Source organism: Kitasatospora sp. NPDC058115, from assembly GCF_042884635.1.
Taxonomy (GTDB): domain Bacteria; phylum Actinomycetota; class Actinomycetes; order Streptomycetales; family Streptomycetaceae; genus Kitasatospora.
Map to the genome: position 1 here is coordinate 150,626 of NZ_JBHVTL010000016.1, position 18,390 is coordinate 169,015.

The following is an 18,390-nucleotide window of genomic DNA, read 5'->3' on the forward strand; positions in this document are numbered from 1 at the left end:
ACCGAATGACGACAGCAGTTCTCCGACGCCGCGGGGTCCGTGCCCTGCTGGCCTTCGCCGTGGCCGCGGCGCTCGCCGTCCCGGGCCTCGGGGCCGCGTCCCCGGCCCGGGCGGACACGCCCGACGGCACCACCAAGGTCGTGGAGGTGAAGCTCGACTACAACTACACCGGGGGCAACGTCGCCGGGTACCACACGGCGCTCATCCGCCTCCGCCAGGCGGCGGGGCGGCAGTTCCGCGACGACGACGTCTACATCACCCAGGCCACGCCGCCCGGCCTGATCGCCCTGCGGCTCCAGGACCGCGACGGCAACGAGCTGTCGAGCCTCTACTTCAACCCGGCCAACCTCTACGTCGGCGGCTTCCGCACCAGGAGCGGCAAGCTGTACGCCTTCAACGACGCCTCGGAGAACGTGCGCACCGAGATGGGCCGCGGCGGCCAGGTGAACACGCTGGGCTTCGGTGGCAGCTACGGCTCGCTGATCTCCACCGCCGGGGACGAGCCGACGGTCGAGTGGCTGAACGGGTTCATCGGCTCGGCCGAGACGGTCGGCAGCGCCGACCAGTCGATGGGCGACGCGGCCGGGCGGGCGAGCGTGGCCCGGTCGCTGCTCAAGCTGATCGGCGCGTTCTCGGAGGCCGCCCGGTTCACCGACTTCCGCGACACCTGGGACCCGGTCGTCGCCGGGCGCAACGGCGGCGCCTTCTTCCAGATCTCCAACGCCCGGCTGCGGGCCCTGCGCGGCGCCTGGGGTTCCATCTCCCAGTTCGCGATCGACCTCACCACCGTCCCGTCCACCCCTCCGCTGACCGTCAACGGCGTGGGCACGTTCGCCACCTGGCAGGACGTCCGGGACCACCTGCGGGTGATCCGCCGATAGCGGGCCCGCGGCCTCCCGGCGGCAGCCGGGGCTCACGGGCGGGGCGGGGGCGGCGCACGGACGGCCGCCCCCGCCCCGCCCGTCCGCGTCGGGGCGTCCCGGCCCGGCACCGCTCGCCGCGGGCCCCGTTCACCGCGCCGCCAGCAGCGACTCCAGGGCCGCGACCTCCCCGGCCCGGGCCGCCGCGACGAAGGCCGCCAGCAGCCGCCGGTGCTCCGTCGGGTCGACGGCCCCCCGCTGCTCGGCGGCCAGGCGGCGACGGGCCCGGCTGGTGATCTGACGGACGTTGACGGCGCTGAGGCGCAGCATCGCGGCGATGTCGGCGTAGGTGTACTCGAAGGCCTCGCGCAGGATGTACACCGCCCGCTCGGTGGGCGTCAGCCGCTCCAGGACCACGAGCAGCGCGGCCGCCAGCTCCTCCGCCCGCTGGACGCCGGCCTCGGGATCGCTGCCGGTGTCGACGGGCTCGGGCAGCCAGGGGCCGAGCGGGGTCTGCCGACGGGACCGGGCGGACTGGGCCACGTTGAGGGCCAGCCGGGTGGTGGCGCGGGACAGGAAGGCCGCGGGGCTGACCACCGCCGCGCGGTCGGTCAGCTGCCAGCGCAGCCACACGTCCTGGACCACGTCCTCCGACTCGGCCGCACTGCCCAGGATCCGGTACGCGGTGCCGAAGAGACGGGGCCGCAGCGTCTCGAAGGTGGCCGCGGCCTCGTCGAGGGTGGCCTCCCCGGCACGCGGCGGGGTGTCCGGACGCGTCCCGGGCAGGTCTGTCAACACGCTCATCACGGCTCCGTTTCGCCTGCGGCATCCGTCGATGCCCCCGGGGAACACGCTCTCGCCGGGGCCCCCGCCGTGACGCCCCGGAAGGTGCCTGGTCCCCCGCCCCCCGGTACCCCCGTGGGTACCGGGGGGCGGGGACCCCGCCGCCGCGGGCCGGGGCCGGCGGCCTCCGGACCGGGGCTGCCGGACCCGGGCGTTCGGACCCGGGCGTCCGGACCCGGGCGTTCGGACCCGGGCGTTCGGACCCGGGCGTCAGGCCGTGGCCACCGCGCCGTCGGGCAGGGCGCCGGCGAGCTGCTTGCGGGAGGTGACGCCGAGCTTCGTGTACACCTTGCGCAGGTGCCACTCCACGGTGTGCGGGCTGAGGAACAGCTGGGCCCCGATCTCGGGGTTGGTCATCCCGTCCCCGGCCAGGCGCGCGATCTGGGTCTCCTGGGCGGTGAGCGCGGTGCGGGAGTCGGCCGGACGCCGGGGCGCCGTCGCCCCGGTGGCGCGCAGCTCCCGCCACGCGCGCTCCGCGAAGCCCTCGACCCCGATCCGGCTCAGTGCCCGGTAGGCGGTGCCGAGGTGTTCCCGGGCGTCGGCCCGGCGGTTCTCCCGGCGCAGCCACTCGCCGTAGAGCAGGTGGGCGCGGGCGCGGGTGATCAGGACCCCGGTGCGGCCCAGGCGTTCGACGGCCTCGCGGTGGAGGGCCTCGGCGGCCGCTCCCGCGCTCACCTGGGCGCGCACCATGGCGGCGGTGCCGAGGGCCCAGTCGGTGCCGCTGTCCCGGGCCAGGTCGGCGATCCGGTGGGCCGCCTCGGCGGCGCGGGCCGGCCGGCCGCTGCGGGCGGCGGCCTCGACGAGCTCGATCGTCGACCTGATCGCGAGGCCGAGCTCCTGGAGGCCCGCCGCGCCGCGTTCGGCGGCGGCGCAGGCCTCCTCGTAGCGGCCGAGCCCGTTGTACAGCACGGCCTTCGCCCACTCCCCGGCGCCGGGGACGTCGCCCGGCCCGCCGCGCTGGGAGCCGGTGTCCCGGGCCATGGCGTCGATCGCCCTGAGCACCTCGGCCTCGCGGCCCCGCCACGGTTCGGTCACCAGGGAGGCGTAGTGGGCGAGGTAGCGGCTGCCGGTGGCCTCGCCGATCGTCCGTGCCTCGGCGATCAGCGCGTCCGCGTGGTCGAGCTCACCGGCCAGGACGCGGTTGGAGACGAGTTGCAGCAGGGCCGACGGCAGCACCGACAGCGCGCCCGTCCCGCGGGCCAGCTCGACCAGCCGCGAGGAGAGCACCGTGTTGCTGTCGAAGTCCCAGACGTTGAAGGCCATCCGGGCGGCGAGCGGGAACCAGCCGAGGCCCTCCTCCGCGGAGACCTCCGCGGCGCACAGGGCGCCCAGGGCGCGCAACACCGTGGGCGCGCCCGCCCGGTAGCCGTCGACGGTCATCGCGGCCAGGCCGCGCAGCAGCAGGTCGTTGTGCTCCGGGGGCGGCCCGGGCGGTGCGGCGAGCGCGGCCCGGGCGATGTCGGCCAGGGCCGCGCCGCTCGGCGGCCGGTCGATGATGAGGGCGGCGTGCAGCGCGTCGCGGTAGGTCTGCTGGGCCAGTGCGGTGTCCAGTGCCTCCAGCCGTCCGGCGGCCCGCACCAGCACCGGCAGGGCGCTGCCGGCGCTCTGGGAGGCGAAGACGATCCGCCCGCGCAGCAGGTCCGCCTGGGCGAGCCGGCGCTCGTCCAGCGGTCCGAGGGCGGCGGCGTCCAGCAGTTCGCGCGCGGTGTCGTAGCCGCCGGCCTGGTACTTGGCCTGGGCGGCCGCCAGGGCCCTGGCGGCGCGGACGGCCGGATCGGGGGTGAGCTCGGCCGCCCGTTCCAGGAACGCGGCGGCGGCCGCGACCCCGCCGCGGGCCTGCGCCCGGCCGGCGGAGCGCTCCAGTTCGGCGGCGACCTCCTCGTCGGGCCACGCGATGGCGTTGGCGAGGTGCCAGGCGCGGCGGTCGGGGTCGCTGTCCGGGTCGGTCGCCTCCGCCAGGGCCCGGTGCGCCTGCTGCCGGGCCTCGGGCGCGGCGGCCCGGTAGGCCGCCGAACGCACCACGGGGTGCCGGAACCGCACCCGGGTGCCGATCGTCACCAGGCCCGCGGCTTCGGCCGACGGGGCGGCGGAGTCCTCGATGCCCAGCAGGGCGGCGGCCTCCGCCAGCAGGGCGACGTCGCCGACCGGTTCGGCCGCGGCGAGGAGCAGCAGGTGCCGGGCGGCGGGCGGCAGGGCCTGGATCCGGTGCAGGAAGCTCTGCTCGATCTGCCCGACCAGCGGTCGCGCGTCGGGGCGTCCGAAGCCGCCGGCCAGTTCCTCGGGGCCGAGCCCGCGGGGCAGTTCGAGCAGGGCCAGGGGGTTGCCCTGGGTCTCGGCGACGATGCGGTCGCGGACGCGCTCGTCGAGCCGGCCCGGGACCACGGAGTCCAGCAGGGCGCGGGCGTCGCTGTCGCCGAGCCGCCCGACCGTGAGCTGCGGCAGCCCCGTGAACCGGGGCTCCGGGGACGGCTCGCGCACGGCGAGGACCAGCCCGATCCGCTCGGCGAGCAGGCGCCGGGCGACGAAGGCCAGCGTCTGCGCGGAGACCTCGTCCAGCCACTGGGCGTCGTCGACGAGGCAGAGCAGAGGGTCCTGCCCGGAGGCGTCGGCGAGCAGGCTGAGCACGGCGAGACCGACCAGGAAGCGGTCCGGCGGGGCGCCCGCGGCCAGGCCGAACGCGGTGCCCAGCGCGTCGCGCTGGGGGACGGGCAGACGGCCGAGCCGGTCCAGGAACGGGGCGCACAGCTGGTGGAGCCCGGCGTACGGGAGCTCCATCTCGGACTGCACGCCGGTGACCCGGGCGGTGCGCAGTCCGCGCGCCCGCGCGGCGGCGTGCTCCAGCAGTCTGGTCTTCCCCACGCCCGGCTCGCCGCGCAGCACCAGGACCCGGCTCCCGCCGCCGCGCACGGCGTCGAGCAGGTCCTCCAGCGCCCCGCACTCGCGGCTGCGCCCCAGCATCTCCTGAGTCATGGGCCGGCCGGCCTCCCCTTCGGTGCCCGCCGGGCCCGGGTCCCGGGCTCGGCGCGCGGTCGTTCCCGGCGCGGCCGCGGTGCCGCACCCGAGGGCGGCCACGGTCGCGCGCGGCGCCGGTCGGCACCGCCGGGAACCACCCTGGCGCCCGGGACCGTCGGCCGGCGCCCGGGGAACCCCGGGTCGACCCCCGGGTGTCCCGGGGGTCCGGACAGCGGGGTCCGTCAGGCGTCGGCCAGGGCGGCGCGCAGCCGGTTGCGGGACTTGACGTCGAGTTTGGTGAACACCTTGCCCAGGTGCCACTCCACCGTGCGGGGGCTGATGAAGAGTTCGGCGCCGATCTCCGAGTTGGTCAGGCCGTCGGCGGCCAGCCGGGCGATCTGGCCCTCCTGGGGCGTGAGGGCCTCCCGCCCCGCCCCGCCCGGGTCGGCGGGTCCGGGCCGGACCGTCTCGCCGGTGGCCAGCAGTTCTCGCCGGGCGCGCTCGGCGAAGGCCTGCGCGCCGAAGCCCCGCAGCATCTCGTGGGCGGTGCGCAGGTGCCCGCGCGCGTCGGCGCGCCGGTTCTCGCGGCGCAGCCACTCGCCGTACACCAGGTGGGCGCGGGCGAGGTGGACGGCGATGCGGACGCGCCCGAGGCGTTCGACGGCCTCCCGGTAGAGCCGCTCCGCGGCAGGGCCCTCGCTCACCAGGGCCCTGGAGCGGGCCAGCACGCCCAGGGCCCAGTCCGTGCCGGCGGCCTCCGCGCGTTCCTCCAGCCGGCGCAGGGGTGCCGCGGCCGCCTCGGGGGCACCGGAGCGGACCGCCGCCTCGACGAGTTCGGCGAGGGCGAACCCGACGAGTGCCAGGTCGTCGAACTCCACGGCCCGTTCGGCCTGGTCGAGGGCGTCCCGGTAGCGGGCGAGACCGTTGTACAGGACCGTGAGGAGGTAGTGCTCGCCGCCGATCGCCCGTCCTTCGCCCCACGAGGTCGCCTCTGCAGCCCCGCCCCGGATGGCCTCCGCGACATGGGCGCCCTCGCCGCGCCAGGCCGCGAGCAGCAGCGCGGGGTAGCCCATCGGCGAGTGGCCGGTCGCCTCCGCGAGGGTGCCGGCCTCGTCGACGAGTGCCGCGGCGAGGCCGAAGTCGCCGGTGTGCACGGACAGGGCGGCCCGGTAGCCGAGCGCCAGCGGCAGGAAGTTGAGGGAGCCGGTCTCCCGGGCCGACCTGACCGCCCGCTCCGTCAGCCGCTCCCAGGTCTCGTCGTCCCACATCTCCCCGGCGACCAGCCAGGTCAGCCAGAGCCAGCGCATGGCGTCGCCGCCGTCCCGGGCGGCGGCCCGCCGGAACGCCTCCAGCGCGGACCGCAGCGTCGGTCCCCCGGCGGCGCAGCCGTCGGCGAACCAGGCCACCAGGCCGTCGAGGAGCAGGTCCGTGGGCTGGGGCGGGCGGGCCCCGGGCGGTGCCGTGCGGGCGGCCTCGGCGACCTCCCGGACGCCGGTGGGCTCCCCCAGCCGCCCGGCGTAGACCGCCGACCCGAGGGCGTCGAGGTAGGCCTCGCGGGCGTGTGCGTCGCCGACCAGGGCCAGCCGGCCGGCCGCGTCGAGCAGCAGGGGCAGCGCCTCCCCGCCGCGCCTGCGGGCCAGGACCAACCGGGCGCGCAGCCGGGCCAGTCGGGCGTGCCGGGCCTCGTCCGGGGGGCTCAGCCGCGCGGTGGCGAGGAGTTCGAGCGCGGCGTCGGGGGATCCGGCGTCGAACGCGGCCTGCGCGGCGGTCTCCGCCCGCGCCCCGCGGCGGACCGGGTCGGGCGTCAGCTCGGTGGCCCGTCGCAGGAACGCCGCCGCGGCCGCGGTCCCGCCGCGGGCCCGGGCCCGGACGGCCGACCGCTCCAGCTCGCCGGCGAGGGCCTCGTCGGGTTCGAGTGCGGCGTGGGCGCGGTGCCACGCCCGGCGGTCCGAGTCGAAGGCCGGGTCGGTGGCCTCGGCCAGTGCGCGGTGGACGTCCCGGCGCACGGTCGGGTCGGCGGCCCGGTACGCCGCCGAGCGGACCAGCGGGTGGCGGAACCGGACCCGGGTGCCGAACTCGATCAGCCCCGCCGCTTCGGCCGCGCCCGCGGCGTCCGCGCCGAGGTCGAGCCGCTCGGCGACCCGGCGCAGCAGCGGCAGGTCCCCCACCGGCTCCGCGGCCGCCGCCAGCAGCAGCCGCTGGGCGTCGGCGGGGAGGGCGCCGATGCGCTGCAGGTAGGCCTGCTCGATCTGGCCGGCCAGCGGACCGACGTCCGGGCGCCCGAAGCCACCGGCCAGTTCCGCCGCCGACAGGCCCCGGGTCAGTTCCAGCAGGGCCAGCGGGTTGCCGCGGGTCTCGGCGACGATGCGGTCCCGGACCCGTTCGTCCAGCCGCCCGGGGACCAGCGACTCCAGCAGCGCCCGCGCGTCGTCGTCGCGCAGCCCCCGGACCACGAGCTCGGGCATCCCCCCGAAGGGGTCGCCTCCCGCGGCGGGCGCCCCGGTGCGCGCCGTGAACACGATCGCCGCCCGCTCCGCCAGCAGCCGCCGGGCGACGAAGGCCAGCGTCTGGGCGGAGACCCGGTCGAGCCACTGGGCGTCGTCCACGGCGCAGACCAGCGGCTGCTCCTCCGCCGCCTCGGCCAGCAGGCTGAGCACCGCCAGGCCGACCAGGAACCGGTCCGGCGCGCTCCCCGCGCTCAGGCCGAACGCGACGGACAGCGCGTCGCGCTGGGGGCCGGGGATGCGGTCGAGCCGCCCCATCAGGGGCACGCAGAGCTGGTGCAGTCCGGCGAACGCCAGCTCCATCTCGGACTCGACGCCGACCGCCCGCAGGACGCGGCACCCGTCCGAGCGTTCCACCAGGTACTCCGCGAGGGCGGACTTGCCGACCCCCGGTTCGCCGCGCAGCACGAGGGCCTGGCCCCGGCCCTCCCGGGCCCCGGCGATCACCTGGTCCAGCACTCCGCACTCGCTGCGCCGGCCGAGCAGCCCTCGCCACGGAGCGCCGCCCGCCATCCGTCACCACCACGCCGTTCGAGGTCCGGGCCCTGATCGTTCCGGGTCGTCCCCATCATGCATCAGCCCGCGCGCAGCGGACAAACCCCTGCCGGGCTCCGCCGCAGGCGCTCTGACCACCCGTCACCGCGGCCGGCGGGCGGTCCGTCACGTGCGGCTCCCGCCCGGCCCCGGGTGCGCCGCCCAGTGCGCCTCAAGGGCCGCGGCGACCTCGGCCGGCCGCTGGAGCGGCGGCCAGTGGTTGCAGTCGAGCGCCACGACGCCGGGGGCGCGCAGGGCGGCGGCGAGCCGCTCGCCGGACGCGATCGGGCAGGCGGGATCGCGCGCGCCCCAGAACACCAGGCAGGGCGCGGTCACCCGGGCGAGGCCCGGCTCCCATTCGGCTCCCACGGTCACGGCGGAGCGGTAGAGCCTCAGGATGCTGTCCTTCATGGGCCCGTCCACCCGGCCGGCCGTCTCCCCGGCCAGGTCGGCCGGTACGTCGAAGCCGGCCGCGAGGTCGGCGGCGAACGCGTCCGCCCGCAGCTCGCGCATGAAGCGGTCACCGTCGGCGCGGTGCTGCCAGACCTTGGCGAGCGGGTGCCAGGTGTACGCCGCGTCGACCGGGCCGTTGCCGCCGGCCCAGGTGCGGACGAGGTCGGGCCGCAGGGAGGCGACGCGCGCGGTGAGGATGCAGCCCCAGTCGTGGCCGACCAGGTCGACCGGTTCGCCGACCCGCTCCAGCCGGGCGATCAGCCAGTCGGCGTACTCCTCCTTGGTGGAGCGGAAGCCGTCCGGGCGCGGGGCGCCGAACCCGGGCAGGTCCCAGGCCTCCACGTCGGTGCGGGTCAGCCGGCGGCGCACGGCGTCCCACACCCGGTGGGTGTCGGGAACGCCGTGGACGAGGATGGCGGGCATGGGGCGGGGTCCTCCGTCGGGGGGCCGGGGGCCGTCGCCCGGCCCCGTCCGCAGTGTTGACCGGTTGCCCCACGGATCTGTGACACCCGGGCGCCGCCGTGGCTCACGCCCGTGCCGGCGGTCCTCCTGCCCGGCCTGGCCGTCCCGGCACTCCGCCCCGTTCTCCGGCCGATCACCGTGACACCGGCCCTCCGGATCAGCCGGTCCGGCTGCGCTTCTTCCAACAGGTCCAAGCCCGTCAGACGCACGATCCCGGCGCGGGCCCGCTCGGTCACCCGGCGTCCCTCCTCGTACCGAAGCAGGAGGTCTGACGCGGCGCTCGCACGCTGGGAGGACGTCATGGGCGGCGGAACGGGCGTGGCATCGGCCACCCGGATACCCAGCCTTCGCAGCTCCGAGAGGAGCCCCGTCCGTGCGTCCCCGTCCAGTCCAGGCCCGGTGGCGCTGTCTCCGCCAGAACACGCTCACCGTGTCCGCGGCATGCTCGGGGGTCCTCCGGGCGCGGTGGGGCGGCCAACCGTACGTGCCCGGCCTCGGCGGGCTGCCGACGGCAGCGGCCATCGGGTCATGCCCGACACTGCCGGGTGACGGTAAATCAGCGCCGACGGCTCACGGCAGCCACCGGGCGGCCTGCTCTCTGGTCACCCGTGCGGCTTCGACGTACCAGAGCCCGTGCGGCTTGTCCCAGCGGGCTTTGAGGAGTGCCTTGGCCTCGTCCTTCTCCCCGTACGGGACGTTGAGGTAGAGCCGCCCGTCGATGACGTCCCCGGGGCGGATTCCCGCTGTCCCGGGATCGCCGGATGCGGTACGGGCCGGGCCGCGCGTCACGGCGCCGGCGGGTTCCCCGGCTGCTCGCGGGTTCCACGCGGCCCGCTCCTTGCGGGCCCGGTCGATGACCCGGCTGACCCGCTCACAGGACGCGGGGTCGGTGAAGCGCATCATCAGGTCCGTCGGGCCACTGCTCGCGAAGAGGTTGAGCGAACCGTGCCAGAGCACGGTGCTGTCGAGGATGAGCACCTTCTCGTGCATCCGCTCGCGGAAACTCACCTCACAGCCGGACGCCCTGAGGATGTCGATCTGCCGCTGGTGGCGGGCCGCTCCGGTCGCTTCCCGCTGCTCCTCGGGCGACCGGGTGTGGACGACGACCCGCACGCCGTCGGCCACGCGGTTGCCGAGCAGTGCCGACCAACGGCGTACCGGCTGGGGATCGAGGAAGGCGCAGTGGATCTCGATGCTGGTCCTGGCCCGGGCGATGTCCCACTCGACGGCCTTCTGCATCTCGTCAGCGGGGAAGAAGGCCGGCCGTGCCAGCTCCTCGTCCGACAGGACCGACAGCTGGGCCGCGTCACGCGTCGGGATCAGCTGGTCGGCCGAGATCACCTGGGCGCGGCTCTCCAGATGGTCGAGCATGGCCCGGGCCTCGCTGTGCGCACTGAGGTGAGTCCGCAGGTGCTCGACGTCGGCCACGACGACGAGGTGGTCCTGGGCCCGGCTGAGCGCGACGTTCAGCAGGCGGCACGTCTGCGAGGAGAGGCCGGTTCCGGCATAGAAGATGCCGGGGTCCTTTCCGGCACCGACCGCGGTGTCGAAGACGACGATCGGGCGCTGACTGCCCTGGAACCGGTGGATGGTGTCCACCAGGCCCTCGTAGTCCTCCCCGAACCGGTACTTGAGGCTTCCCTTGAGCGCCTTCACCTGCGCGCGGTAGGGCGCGATGACCGCCAACCGGTCGGCCGCGCGCTCCCCCGCTCCGATGTCGGCGCTCCCCCATTTGTGGCCGGGGAGCACTCCCTCGTACTGAAGGCCGCGGACGAGCTCGTGCACAACGGCCTCGTTCACGGTGTTGGCGCGGTAGTCGGGGCCCGGGATTCGCTGCTTTGAGGTGTCGACGAGAATCACCGGGGCGTCGACCAGTGGGTTGGCCGGGATCCGGCTGCTGTCGGCGCGACCCGTGGCGAGCGGCGCGTCGGGGTAGGCCACGACGTTGACCAGGCGACAGATCGGCTCACGCATGCGGTACTGGGTGTCCAGTGCCACCAGGCGCGGGTCCTGGCGCACGGAGCCGTTCCCACTCACCAGCCCGGCCGCGTGGAAGGCGTCACGGGCGGCCCAGTGCCGCGCGTGCTCGCGCTCGTCTTCCGTGGCCTTCCGGTCGCCGTCCCCCTTGGTGACGGCGGGCAGCTGCCGGAAGTCGCCCGCCACAACGATCCGCTTTCCCGCCAGGCCGGCCGCCAGCCAGGCCGAGGGAAGGTCCACCATGCCCGCCTCGTCGATCACCACGACGTCCACCCGGTCGAGCAGCTTGCGCGACTGCACCGCCTTGGCGACCGTGGCTCCCATGACCCGGCACCGGGACCGGACGGTCTGCTTGATGCGGGAGAGCTGCCGGTCGAGGACCTGGATGCGCTCCTGCAGGGTGCCGGCCTCACGGACGAGCGCCGCGTACGCGGGAAGACCGACGAGCCGGGGTCGCAGACCCGCGACGGTTCCGCTCGTCGTGTTGATCCGGGCGGCCAGTTCCTCCGCCTGCTTCCGGGCGGCCGCCCCGATGTACTGGGCGGTGAAGGCCCCCTCGGTGGCCTGCGCGAGCTTCTCCCTCAATGCGGCGAGCTGCTGCTCCTTCCGCCCGGCGAAGAAGCCCTTCGGCTCCCCCGCCTCACTGATGGCCAGCCGCAGCCGGGCCGCTTCGGCCTCCGCCCGCAGACCGTCGCGTTCTGCGGTTCCGGCCGACTCGGCCGCCTCCTGGCGGGCCTTCCGGTCCTCGTCGAGACGCTGCTCCAACTCCCGGACTTCGTCGTACAGGGCGACGCCGGCCCGGGCGTGCCGCAGTGCCTCCCACGCCGCCCGTGCCTCCTCGTCCAACTGCGCCGAGACCCGGCCGGCGATCCGGGCGGGGTCCACGAAGTCTCCGTACCGCTCGCGAAGCGACGGCAGTTCGATCTCCCCCGCCCGCTGGACGAGACCCTCGGCGAAGACCGGATCGGCCTTCAGCAGGTCGCAGATCCGCTCCAGAGCCTGGTCGACGGCCACCTTGGTCGGTGCCAGGAACAGGACGGAGTGCCCCTGACGGACGTTGCCCTCCACGATGTGGCCGACGACGTCGGTCTTACCCGTCCCCGGCGGCCCCCAGAGGAACAGCACCTCACTCGCGAGGGCCTGGGCGACAGCGGTCCGCTGGCGCGGGTTGAGCTTCAGCCCGTCCCAGCCGGCGACCCACCGCTCCGGGGCCGCCGCCGGTCCCACCGCGGGTGTTCCCTGTCCGACGATCCACCCGGCGCTCTCGACCCGGATACCGCTGTCGTCCGAACCCGCGGCTCCCAGGCGCTCGGCGAGCACCAGCAGTCCCGCCGCATCGTCCTTCCGCACCTGCACGTTGCGCGCCCCGGACGGCAGCCCTTCGCCCAGCACCAGCCGGACCTTCCCGTCCGGCATCGGGGACGCCTCGCCGGGGATCCAGGCACCACGCGCCTGGGAGGGGCGCACGAGGACGGGGCTGCCGTCGAAGGATCCCGGCCACCTGCGGCATCCGAAGAGGTACTCGTAACGGCCCTCCGAGGCGGACACCGGCCGCCCGTCCGAGAGCGACGCCTTCTCCGCGTCCTTGGCCTCGTCGCGGCGTTCCGCCCGGATCTCCGCCTGCACGGCAGCCAGCAGCTCGGACACCGGATAGGGCCGCTCGACCTGTGTCATATGTATGCGCTCCCCCGGGGCATGTGCACAGTGCTCCACCCACCCTACGGAGTGCGAGCGACACCGGCACCGGGTTCCGGGAACACCACATCCCCGATCAACGCAGTCCCGCCCGGACGGTCCCGTTGGGTCCTGGGCATGGGGTCAGGAGCGACGGACGCGGCTGTGGACTCTCCGAGCGGGTCCGTGCTCCCGGCCGGAGTCCGTGACCGGAGCGCCGCCGTTCCCCGCTCACGTCCCGCCAGGCTCCAGGTCTCCGGAGCCCAGCCCTTCGCGGGCGATCTCAGCGAGGCGCTGCGCGGCTTGCGCCAGCCTGGCGGCCTCGCGCTCCAGGTCGCGCAGCGCGCGGAACGCGGTGCCGTAGCGGCGCTGGACGGAGGTCGGCGTAGGCGTCAGGGGCGGCGAGGGCCGAGGCGTCCACCCGCAACGCGGCCTTGACAGCACCGCCCGGCGCGGGGGATGGTACGTCGACCAGATGATATGGCTACCGTACTAAATGAACTCCGGAGGTGAGGATGGCTGTTCAGATTCGTGAGCTGCACCATGTCGGCCTGGGGATGGACAACAGGACCGCCGATGAAGCGCGCGACTACTACCGCGACGTGCTCGACCTGACGCAGGACGCCGGGCGCTGGAACATTCCCGGCATCCACGGCTACTTCCTGGACATTCCCAGCGACGTGCAGATCCACCTGCTCGGCAGCGACGGACCGTCGCCGTACAGCAAGGGGCCGGGCAAGGACCCCGTGGAGAACCACATCGCGCTGGCCGTCGACGACATCATCGAGGCCGAGGAGGAGCTCAAGCGCCTCGGCGTGGAGTACTTCACGCTCGACAACGTCGCCTCGCCGAACCTCAAGCAGCTCTTCCTGCGCGATCCGGCGAACAACCTCCTGGAGATCCACCAGCTCGGGCTGTGCCGGTGCCGCAGGAGCCGGCGGCCCGCGCCGGCCGATCCCTCCAGCTGACGATCCGCCGGATGTCTCCCGGCACCGCCGAAGCCGGGCCGCCGGGAGACAGCGCGGAGCCGAGCCGCAAGCACCAGAAGGACCACATGCTCTTCGACATCGCCGCCATGGCCGTCAAGCCCCGCTACAACCTGCTGGCCTCGTTGATCGTCCCCCGTCCGATCGCCTGGGTCACCAGCGGCGACGCGCAGGGCCGACTCAACGCGGCACCGTTCTCCCTCTTCAACCTGGTGTCGGGGACGCCTCCCGTCGTGGTACTCGGCATAGGGAACCGCGACGGGCGTCCGAAGGACTCCGCCCGCAACATCGTCGAAACCGGCGATTTCGTGATCAATCTGGTCAGCGCGGATCTGCTGGACGCGATGAACGTCACCGCCGTCGAATTCGCCGAGGACGTCGACGAAATCGCCGAGGCCGGCCTCACGACGATTCCCTCGTTCGCCGTCGGACCGCCGCGCATCGCCGGCAGTCCGGTCGCACTGGAATGCACCTACACGCGCACCGTCGAACTCGGCCAGAACCGCGATCTGATCATCGGCGAGATCTGCTATGCCCACGTCGAGGACGACGTGGTCCTCGATCCGGACCGCGGACACGTCGACGCGGGCCGGATGAATCTGGTGGGACGGATGCACGGCGGCGGCTGGTACACGACCACCACCGCACCGTTCCAGGTGGCCCGAATCCAGGCCGGGGAATGGCGTCGGAATCAATCGCCGTCGGATTCCCGGGAATCGGAATCCTTGAGGTGAACCCACAGCTTTCCGAGGATCCGCTGCAGGTCCGCGCGGTCCCGGTCGCTGAGCGTACGGACCAGGTCCCGGCACGCTTCCTCGAAGACCGGCACCGCGTCGGCGACGAACCGCTCACCGGTCGGCGTGATCTCGATGGGTGTGCTGCGGCGGTCCTGGACCTGACGGGTCCGGGTGATGAGCCCGCGCTTCTCAAGCCAGTCGATCACGCCGGTGGCACTGGCCTTGGAGATCCCGAAGTAGTCCGAGATCCCGCTGGGCGTCTGCCGCATCCCGTGCGATTCCTCGTCCTCGGCGGATTGCGCGGCGAAAATCATCAGGATGTCGAGCTTGTTCTCCGAGATGCCGAGCCGGTCCAGCTTGCGGTTCACGGTGGTGATCACATCGTCCGACAGCCAGAGCATGGTCAGGCCGAGTGCCGCCGCGCTGATGTCGCGATCGGGCTCGGACCGCGACATCACGCGCAGCACCGGGCGCATCGCCTCCGCTGCGGTCCGCCGGATCCGAGTGGCCGCCAGCCTTCTGCGGCGGCCGAGAGCACTGTTCTGTGGCAAAGGCATTCCCACAGTCTAGGTGCCGGACCGTCAGCCCGCCGAACCACTCCCCCGGGAACCACCGACAAAAACCGCGAGCCGAATGGAGAATGGCAGCAGTGCTGACCGCGACCGAAATTCAGAGCGCTGCCGAAAGCCTCGAAACCGCGCAGACCACCCGTCAGCAGATCCGGCAGTTGTCGCTGTCGCATCCGCGGATGACGATCGACGACGCCTATGCCGTCCAGCGGGCCTGGATGGCCATCAAGGCCGAGTCCGGACAGCGCGTTCGAGGCCACAAGATCGGGCTGACCTCCCGCGCCATGCAGATGTCGTCGAACATCACCGAACCCGACTACGGGGTCCTGCTCGACGAGATGTTCTTCGCCGACGACGCAAACCTGCCCGTCGACTCCTTCATCGTCCCCCGCGTCGAAGTGGAGCTCGCGTTCGTCCTCGGCGCCGAACTGTCCGGCCCGGACTGCGATGTCATGGACGTCCTCGACGCCACCCGTTACGTCGTGCCGGCGCTCGAAATCATCGACGCGCGCATAGAACAGCGGGACCGGGACACCGGCCGGACCCGGACGGTACTGGACACCATCTCCGACAACGCCGCCAACGCCGGAGTGGTCCTGGGCGGACGGCCGGTGCGCCCGGCCGACATCGACCTGCGGTGGGTCGGCGCCATCTGCCACCGCAACGCCGTGATCGAGGAGACCGGCATCGCCGCCGGGGTGCTCAACCATCCGGCGACCGGTGTCGCCTGGCTGGCGAACCGGCTGGCCCGTCGCGGCGTCGTGCTCGAAAGGGGCCATGTCGTGCTGTCGGGATCGTTCACCCGACCGGTCCTCGCCCGCCCCGGGGACACCTTCCACGTCGACTACGGGCCACTGGGTTCCGTCGCCTGCCGGTTCGGCACGCGCACCGCAGGGGCGGGCGCGTGAACGGGCACGCCTTCCTCGACGGCAGCCGGAAGTCCCCGTCGATCGGCCTGTGGCTCGGCCTGGCCGACCCGTACACGGCCGAGCTCTGCGCGACGATCGGATTCGACTGGGTGCTGATCGACTCCGAACACGCGCCCAACACCCTGCAGACCGTCGTCTCCCAGCTCCAAGCCGTCGCCGCGACACCCACCGCAGCGGTGGTACGGCCGCCGACCTCCCGGCCCGAGGCCGTCAAGCGCTACCTCGACATCGGCGCCCACACCCTGCTGCTGCCCATGATCGACGGGCCCGAGCAGGCCGCGGCGGTGGTCGCGGCCACCCGCTACCCACCGGAGGGGACACGTGGTGTCGGCAGCGCCCTGGCCCGCGCGTCACGCTGGGGGCAGGACACCGAGTACCTGTCGACCGCGAACGACCGCGCCTTCGTGATCGCACAGATCGAGTCCCCGAAGGCTGTCGCCTCGATCGACGGCATCGCGGCCGTGGACGGGGTCGACGCGATCTTCGTCGGCCTGTCCGACCTCGCCGCGACCATGGGCCACCTCGGCGAGCCGACCCACAGCGACGTCCTCGCGGCCTTCCGGCACGTGGTCCAGCGCGCACACCACGCGGGCAAACCCGTCGGGACCCTGGCCGGCAGCGAACAGCTCGCGGAGGCCGCCAGGACGGCGGGCTGCCAGTTCATCGCGGTGGGCACCGACGTCGGCCTGCTCACCCGGGGAGGCGCCCAACTCCTCAGCACCCACCGGCACACCGACCGGCCCCTCCGCCCCGCCGTGTACTGACCCTCCGGCACCCGCCGCGGGGAGATCCGGGCGGTCGGCCCGCGCCGTGAATCGAGCGGCGGCGCAGTCGGCGGCCAGGGCGTCCTCTCCGCGGCGAGGTCGCCGCCGATCACCAGGATGCGGGCGGACAGGCGCTTCCGTCACCTCTCGCTGCCCGCCGGAGTCCCGTCGCCCTCGATGTTTGCCACCATCCGGCGCAGCACCCTGAGCGCGGCCACGTACTCCTCGTCGCTGATGCCCCCGGTGCGCCACGGCCCGCACCTCGGTGGCGAGTTCCCGTAGTCGCACCCTGGCCGCCTCCCCGGCGTCCGTGAGGTGCAGACGCTGCCCGTCGTCGATCCTGAGCCGCCCTCGCTGGAGCAACTGGTCGATGTCCCTGGAGACTTCGTGTGGTCCGTCGGCGAGGAGCGCCAACTGCGCGACAGCCTCCTCGCGGCCCGGTGCCGCAGGACCGCCGTTCACCCGGTTGAGCACCCAGTACCGCGGCTGCGTGACATCGACCTTGGCCATGGCGTCGCGCAGGTACCGGGTGACGGTCGCCTGGGCCGGGCCGGCCCAGTAGCTGACCGGCTGGCTGCCCAGCGTGTCGTCGGTGGCGGCCGGGTCCGCCGGAGCCTGGTCGATGGCGCTTCCGGTCGAGGCTTCCATGATCACGGCGCTACCCTCCCCCGCCGCACCGAACAATTCGGAATCCGCGGCCTACAAACCTCCTTCAATTGCCGCAGGTCAGCGCTCGCGTCCGCGCGCTTTGAGGGGGATGTCGGGGAGGGCCGGGGCGTGGAGGCGGGGGCCGGCGTAGCCGTGGACCTGGCCGAAGCGGGTGCCGGTTTCCCAGTCGGTGCGGGCCTGGCGGATTTCGTCGCCGGTGCGGGCGATGAAGTTCCACCACATACCACGGCTCTGCCGTTTCGTCCCAGGTCAGGGGCTTCATCGACCATCCGGGGTCAGCGAAAGGTCAGCAAGACGCCCGGGAGTCGACACCATGGCCACCATCAACCTCGTCCGCGGCATGGGCAGCCTCTTCAAGGAGTGCGAGCACCCCGAGAGCCGGTGGCCCAGGTGCCCGCACGAGTACAAGATCCGCTACCGCAACGCGGCCGGACGGCAGACCGAGGAGTCCGGCTTCGCCACCCAGGACAAGGCGAAGTCCCGCCTCGCCGAGGTCTACCAGGCCCGCAAGAACAACCCGCAGAGCCAGCACAAGGCGGCGCGGATCCAGCAGTACAGCCCGATGCAGTTCCACGCGTACGTCGCCGAGTGGAAGGCCGGCCAGCGCGACCTCAGCCCCAGCTCCCTCCGCCACCTCGACTCACTGCTCGTCCACCACCTCTACCCCGCCTTCCGCAGCCGCCGGATGGGCACCTTCGACCACAAGGTCGTCGAGGCCTTCATCCAGACCATGGAGCGCAACGGCGTCGGCCTGGCCACCCAGTCCAACGCCTTCGACAAGCTCAAGTCGATCCTGCTCGACGCCCACCGGCTCGGCCTCTACGACGACAGCCCCCTCGACGGCGTCAAGCCACCCCAGTACGACCCCAAGCGAGCCGTCATCCCCTCCCCCGCCCACGTCCGGGACATACGCACCGCCGGCGACGACACCTTCCGCCTCGTCGCCGACCTCATGAGCGGCTGCGGCATACGCAACGGCGAAGCCCTGGCCGTCAACATCAACAACATCGTCGCCGACGACGTCTACCGGATCACCGAGCAGGTCAACCAGACCACCAAGGCCTACGCGCCCCTCAAGCACCGCAAGGCCGGCGACTACCGCGACGTCCCCCTCGCCGCCCGCGTCCGGCACTCCATCGAGTCGTACGCCGACACCTACGGCACCATCGACGGCTACCTCCTCCGGCACCCAAGCGACCTGACCAAGCCCCTGCCCAACCACTACATCGCCAACCAGTGGAAGCGGATCAAGAACGACGGCCTCGTCGAGATCCCCGAGGGCATGGTCGTCTACGGCCTCCGCCACTTCTTCGCCTCGAACTGTCTCGGCCACAACCTCCCCATCACCGACGTCGCCGAGTGGATGGGCCACAAGAGCATCGACATCACCTTCAAGATCTACCGCCACCTCATGCCCGGCTCCATCAGCCGCGCCGCCGAACTCCTCGACCTCGGCCTCGCCGCCTAAAGGCGCGGA

Annotated in this window: 12 protein-coding genes and 2 pseudogenes; 6 read left to right on the top strand and 8 right to left on the bottom strand. The window is 73.8% G+C overall.

The features are described from left to right. The first annotated feature begins 5 nt into the window (after window positions 1–5). Window positions 6–881 carry a ribosome-inactivating family protein gene (locus tag ACFVVL_RS18910; RefSeq protein ID WP_387676571.1) on the top strand — a complete coding sequence of 292 codons (876 nt, stop codon included), beginning with the start codon at window positions 6–8 and terminating at the stop codon, window positions 879–881. A 129-nt stretch (window positions 882–1,010) separates the two neighbouring features. Here the strand turns inward: ACFVVL_RS18910 and ACFVVL_RS18915 are convergent, their stop codons facing one another. From ACFVVL_RS18915 to ACFVVL_RS18935, 5 genes are all read right to left on the bottom strand, one after another. Beyond that, the gene (locus tag ACFVVL_RS18915) at window positions 1,011–1,664 is read right to left on the bottom strand and encodes a sigma-70 family RNA polymerase sigma factor (RefSeq protein ID WP_387676574.1); all 654 of its coding nucleotides are present in this window, start codon (window positions 1,662–1,664) and stop codon (window positions 1,011–1,013) included. Window positions 1,665–1,913: 249 nt separating this feature from the next. After that, entirely contained in the window at window positions 1,914–4,673 is a 2,760-nt protein-coding gene (locus ACFVVL_RS18920) for an AAA family ATPase (protein WP_387676577.1), read from the bottom strand. Between the two features lie 224 nt (window positions 4,674–4,897). After that, complete coding sequence (locus ACFVVL_RS18925; RefSeq protein WP_387676580.1) at window positions 4,898–7,672, bottom strand: LuxR C-terminal-related transcriptional regulator; 2,775 nt, start codon at window positions 7,670–7,672, stop codon at window positions 4,898–4,900. 147 nt (window positions 7,673–7,819) lie between these two features. After that, window positions 7,820–8,569 (bottom strand): alpha/beta fold hydrolase, encoded by a 750-nt coding sequence (locus ACFVVL_RS18930; RefSeq protein WP_380296954.1) that lies wholly within the window; start codon window positions 8,567–8,569, stop codon window positions 7,820–7,822. Between the two features lie 609 nt (window positions 8,570–9,178). Further along, a complete protein-coding gene (locus ACFVVL_RS18935; RefSeq protein ID WP_387676584.1) occupies window positions 9,179–12,259 on the bottom strand; it encodes an AAA domain-containing protein in 3,081 nt (1,026 codons plus the stop codon). A gap of 515 nt (window positions 12,260–12,774) precedes the next feature. On the opposite strand from ACFVVL_RS18935, the gene ACFVVL_RS18940 reads away from it, so the two are divergent. Together ACFVVL_RS18940 and ACFVVL_RS18945 are read left to right on the top strand one after the other, a co-directional pair. Beyond that, window positions 12,775–13,227, top strand: a complete 453-nt coding sequence (locus ACFVVL_RS18940; protein WP_387676587.1) for a VOC family protein — start codon at window positions 12,775–12,777, stop codon at window positions 13,225–13,227. Window positions 13,228–13,238: 11 nt separating this feature from the next. Beyond that, window positions 13,239–13,979, top strand: a complete 741-nt coding sequence (locus ACFVVL_RS18945) for a flavin reductase family protein (RefSeq protein ID WP_387676590.1) — start codon at window positions 13,239–13,241, stop codon at window positions 13,977–13,979. On the opposite strand, the gene ACFVVL_RS18950 is transcribed toward ACFVVL_RS18945, so the two are convergent. Beyond that, window positions 13,937–14,539 (bottom strand): MarR family winged helix-turn-helix transcriptional regulator, encoded by a 603-nt coding sequence (locus ACFVVL_RS18950; RefSeq protein ID WP_387676593.1) that lies wholly within the window; start codon window positions 14,537–14,539, stop codon window positions 13,937–13,939. The genes ACFVVL_RS18945 and ACFVVL_RS18950 overlap by 43 nt on opposite strands. A gap of 92 nt (window positions 14,540–14,631) precedes the next feature. On the opposite strand from ACFVVL_RS18950, the gene hpaH reads away from it, so the two are divergent. Continuing rightward, window positions 14,632–15,459 carry a 2-oxo-hept-4-ene-1,7-dioate hydratase gene (hpaH, locus tag ACFVVL_RS18955; protein WP_387676596.1) on the top strand — a complete coding sequence of 276 codons (828 nt, stop codon included), beginning with the start codon at window positions 14,632–14,634 and terminating at the stop codon, window positions 15,457–15,459. Next, on the top strand, window positions 15,456–16,244 hold the full coding sequence (locus ACFVVL_RS18960) for an HpcH/HpaI aldolase/citrate lyase family protein (protein ID WP_387676599.1): 789 nt from the start codon (window positions 15,456–15,458) through the stop codon (window positions 16,242–16,244). Before hpaH ends, ACFVVL_RS18960 begins: the two co-directional genes overlap by 4 nt. Before the next feature lie 140 nt (window positions 16,245–16,384). On the opposite strand, the pseudogene ACFVVL_RS18965 reads toward ACFVVL_RS18960, so the two are convergent. Together ACFVVL_RS18965 and ACFVVL_RS18970 are read right to left on the bottom strand one after the other, a co-directional pair. Then, window positions 16,385–16,892: pseudogene (locus ACFVVL_RS18965) on the bottom strand (MarR family winged helix-turn-helix transcriptional regulator). 78 nt (window positions 16,893–16,970) lie between these two features. Continuing rightward, window positions 16,971–17,135 (bottom strand): annotated as a pseudogene (locus ACFVVL_RS18970) (pirin family protein); the annotation flags it as partial. Between the two features lie 91 nt (window positions 17,136–17,226). Between ACFVVL_RS18970 and ACFVVL_RS18975 the strand changes: the two are divergent. Further along, window positions 17,227–18,381: a tyrosine-type recombinase/integrase gene (locus ACFVVL_RS18975; protein ID WP_387676602.1), complete on the top strand. Its 1,155-nt coding sequence runs from the start codon at window positions 17,227–17,229 to the stop codon at window positions 18,379–18,381. Window positions 18,382–18,390 lie beyond the last annotated feature (9 nt).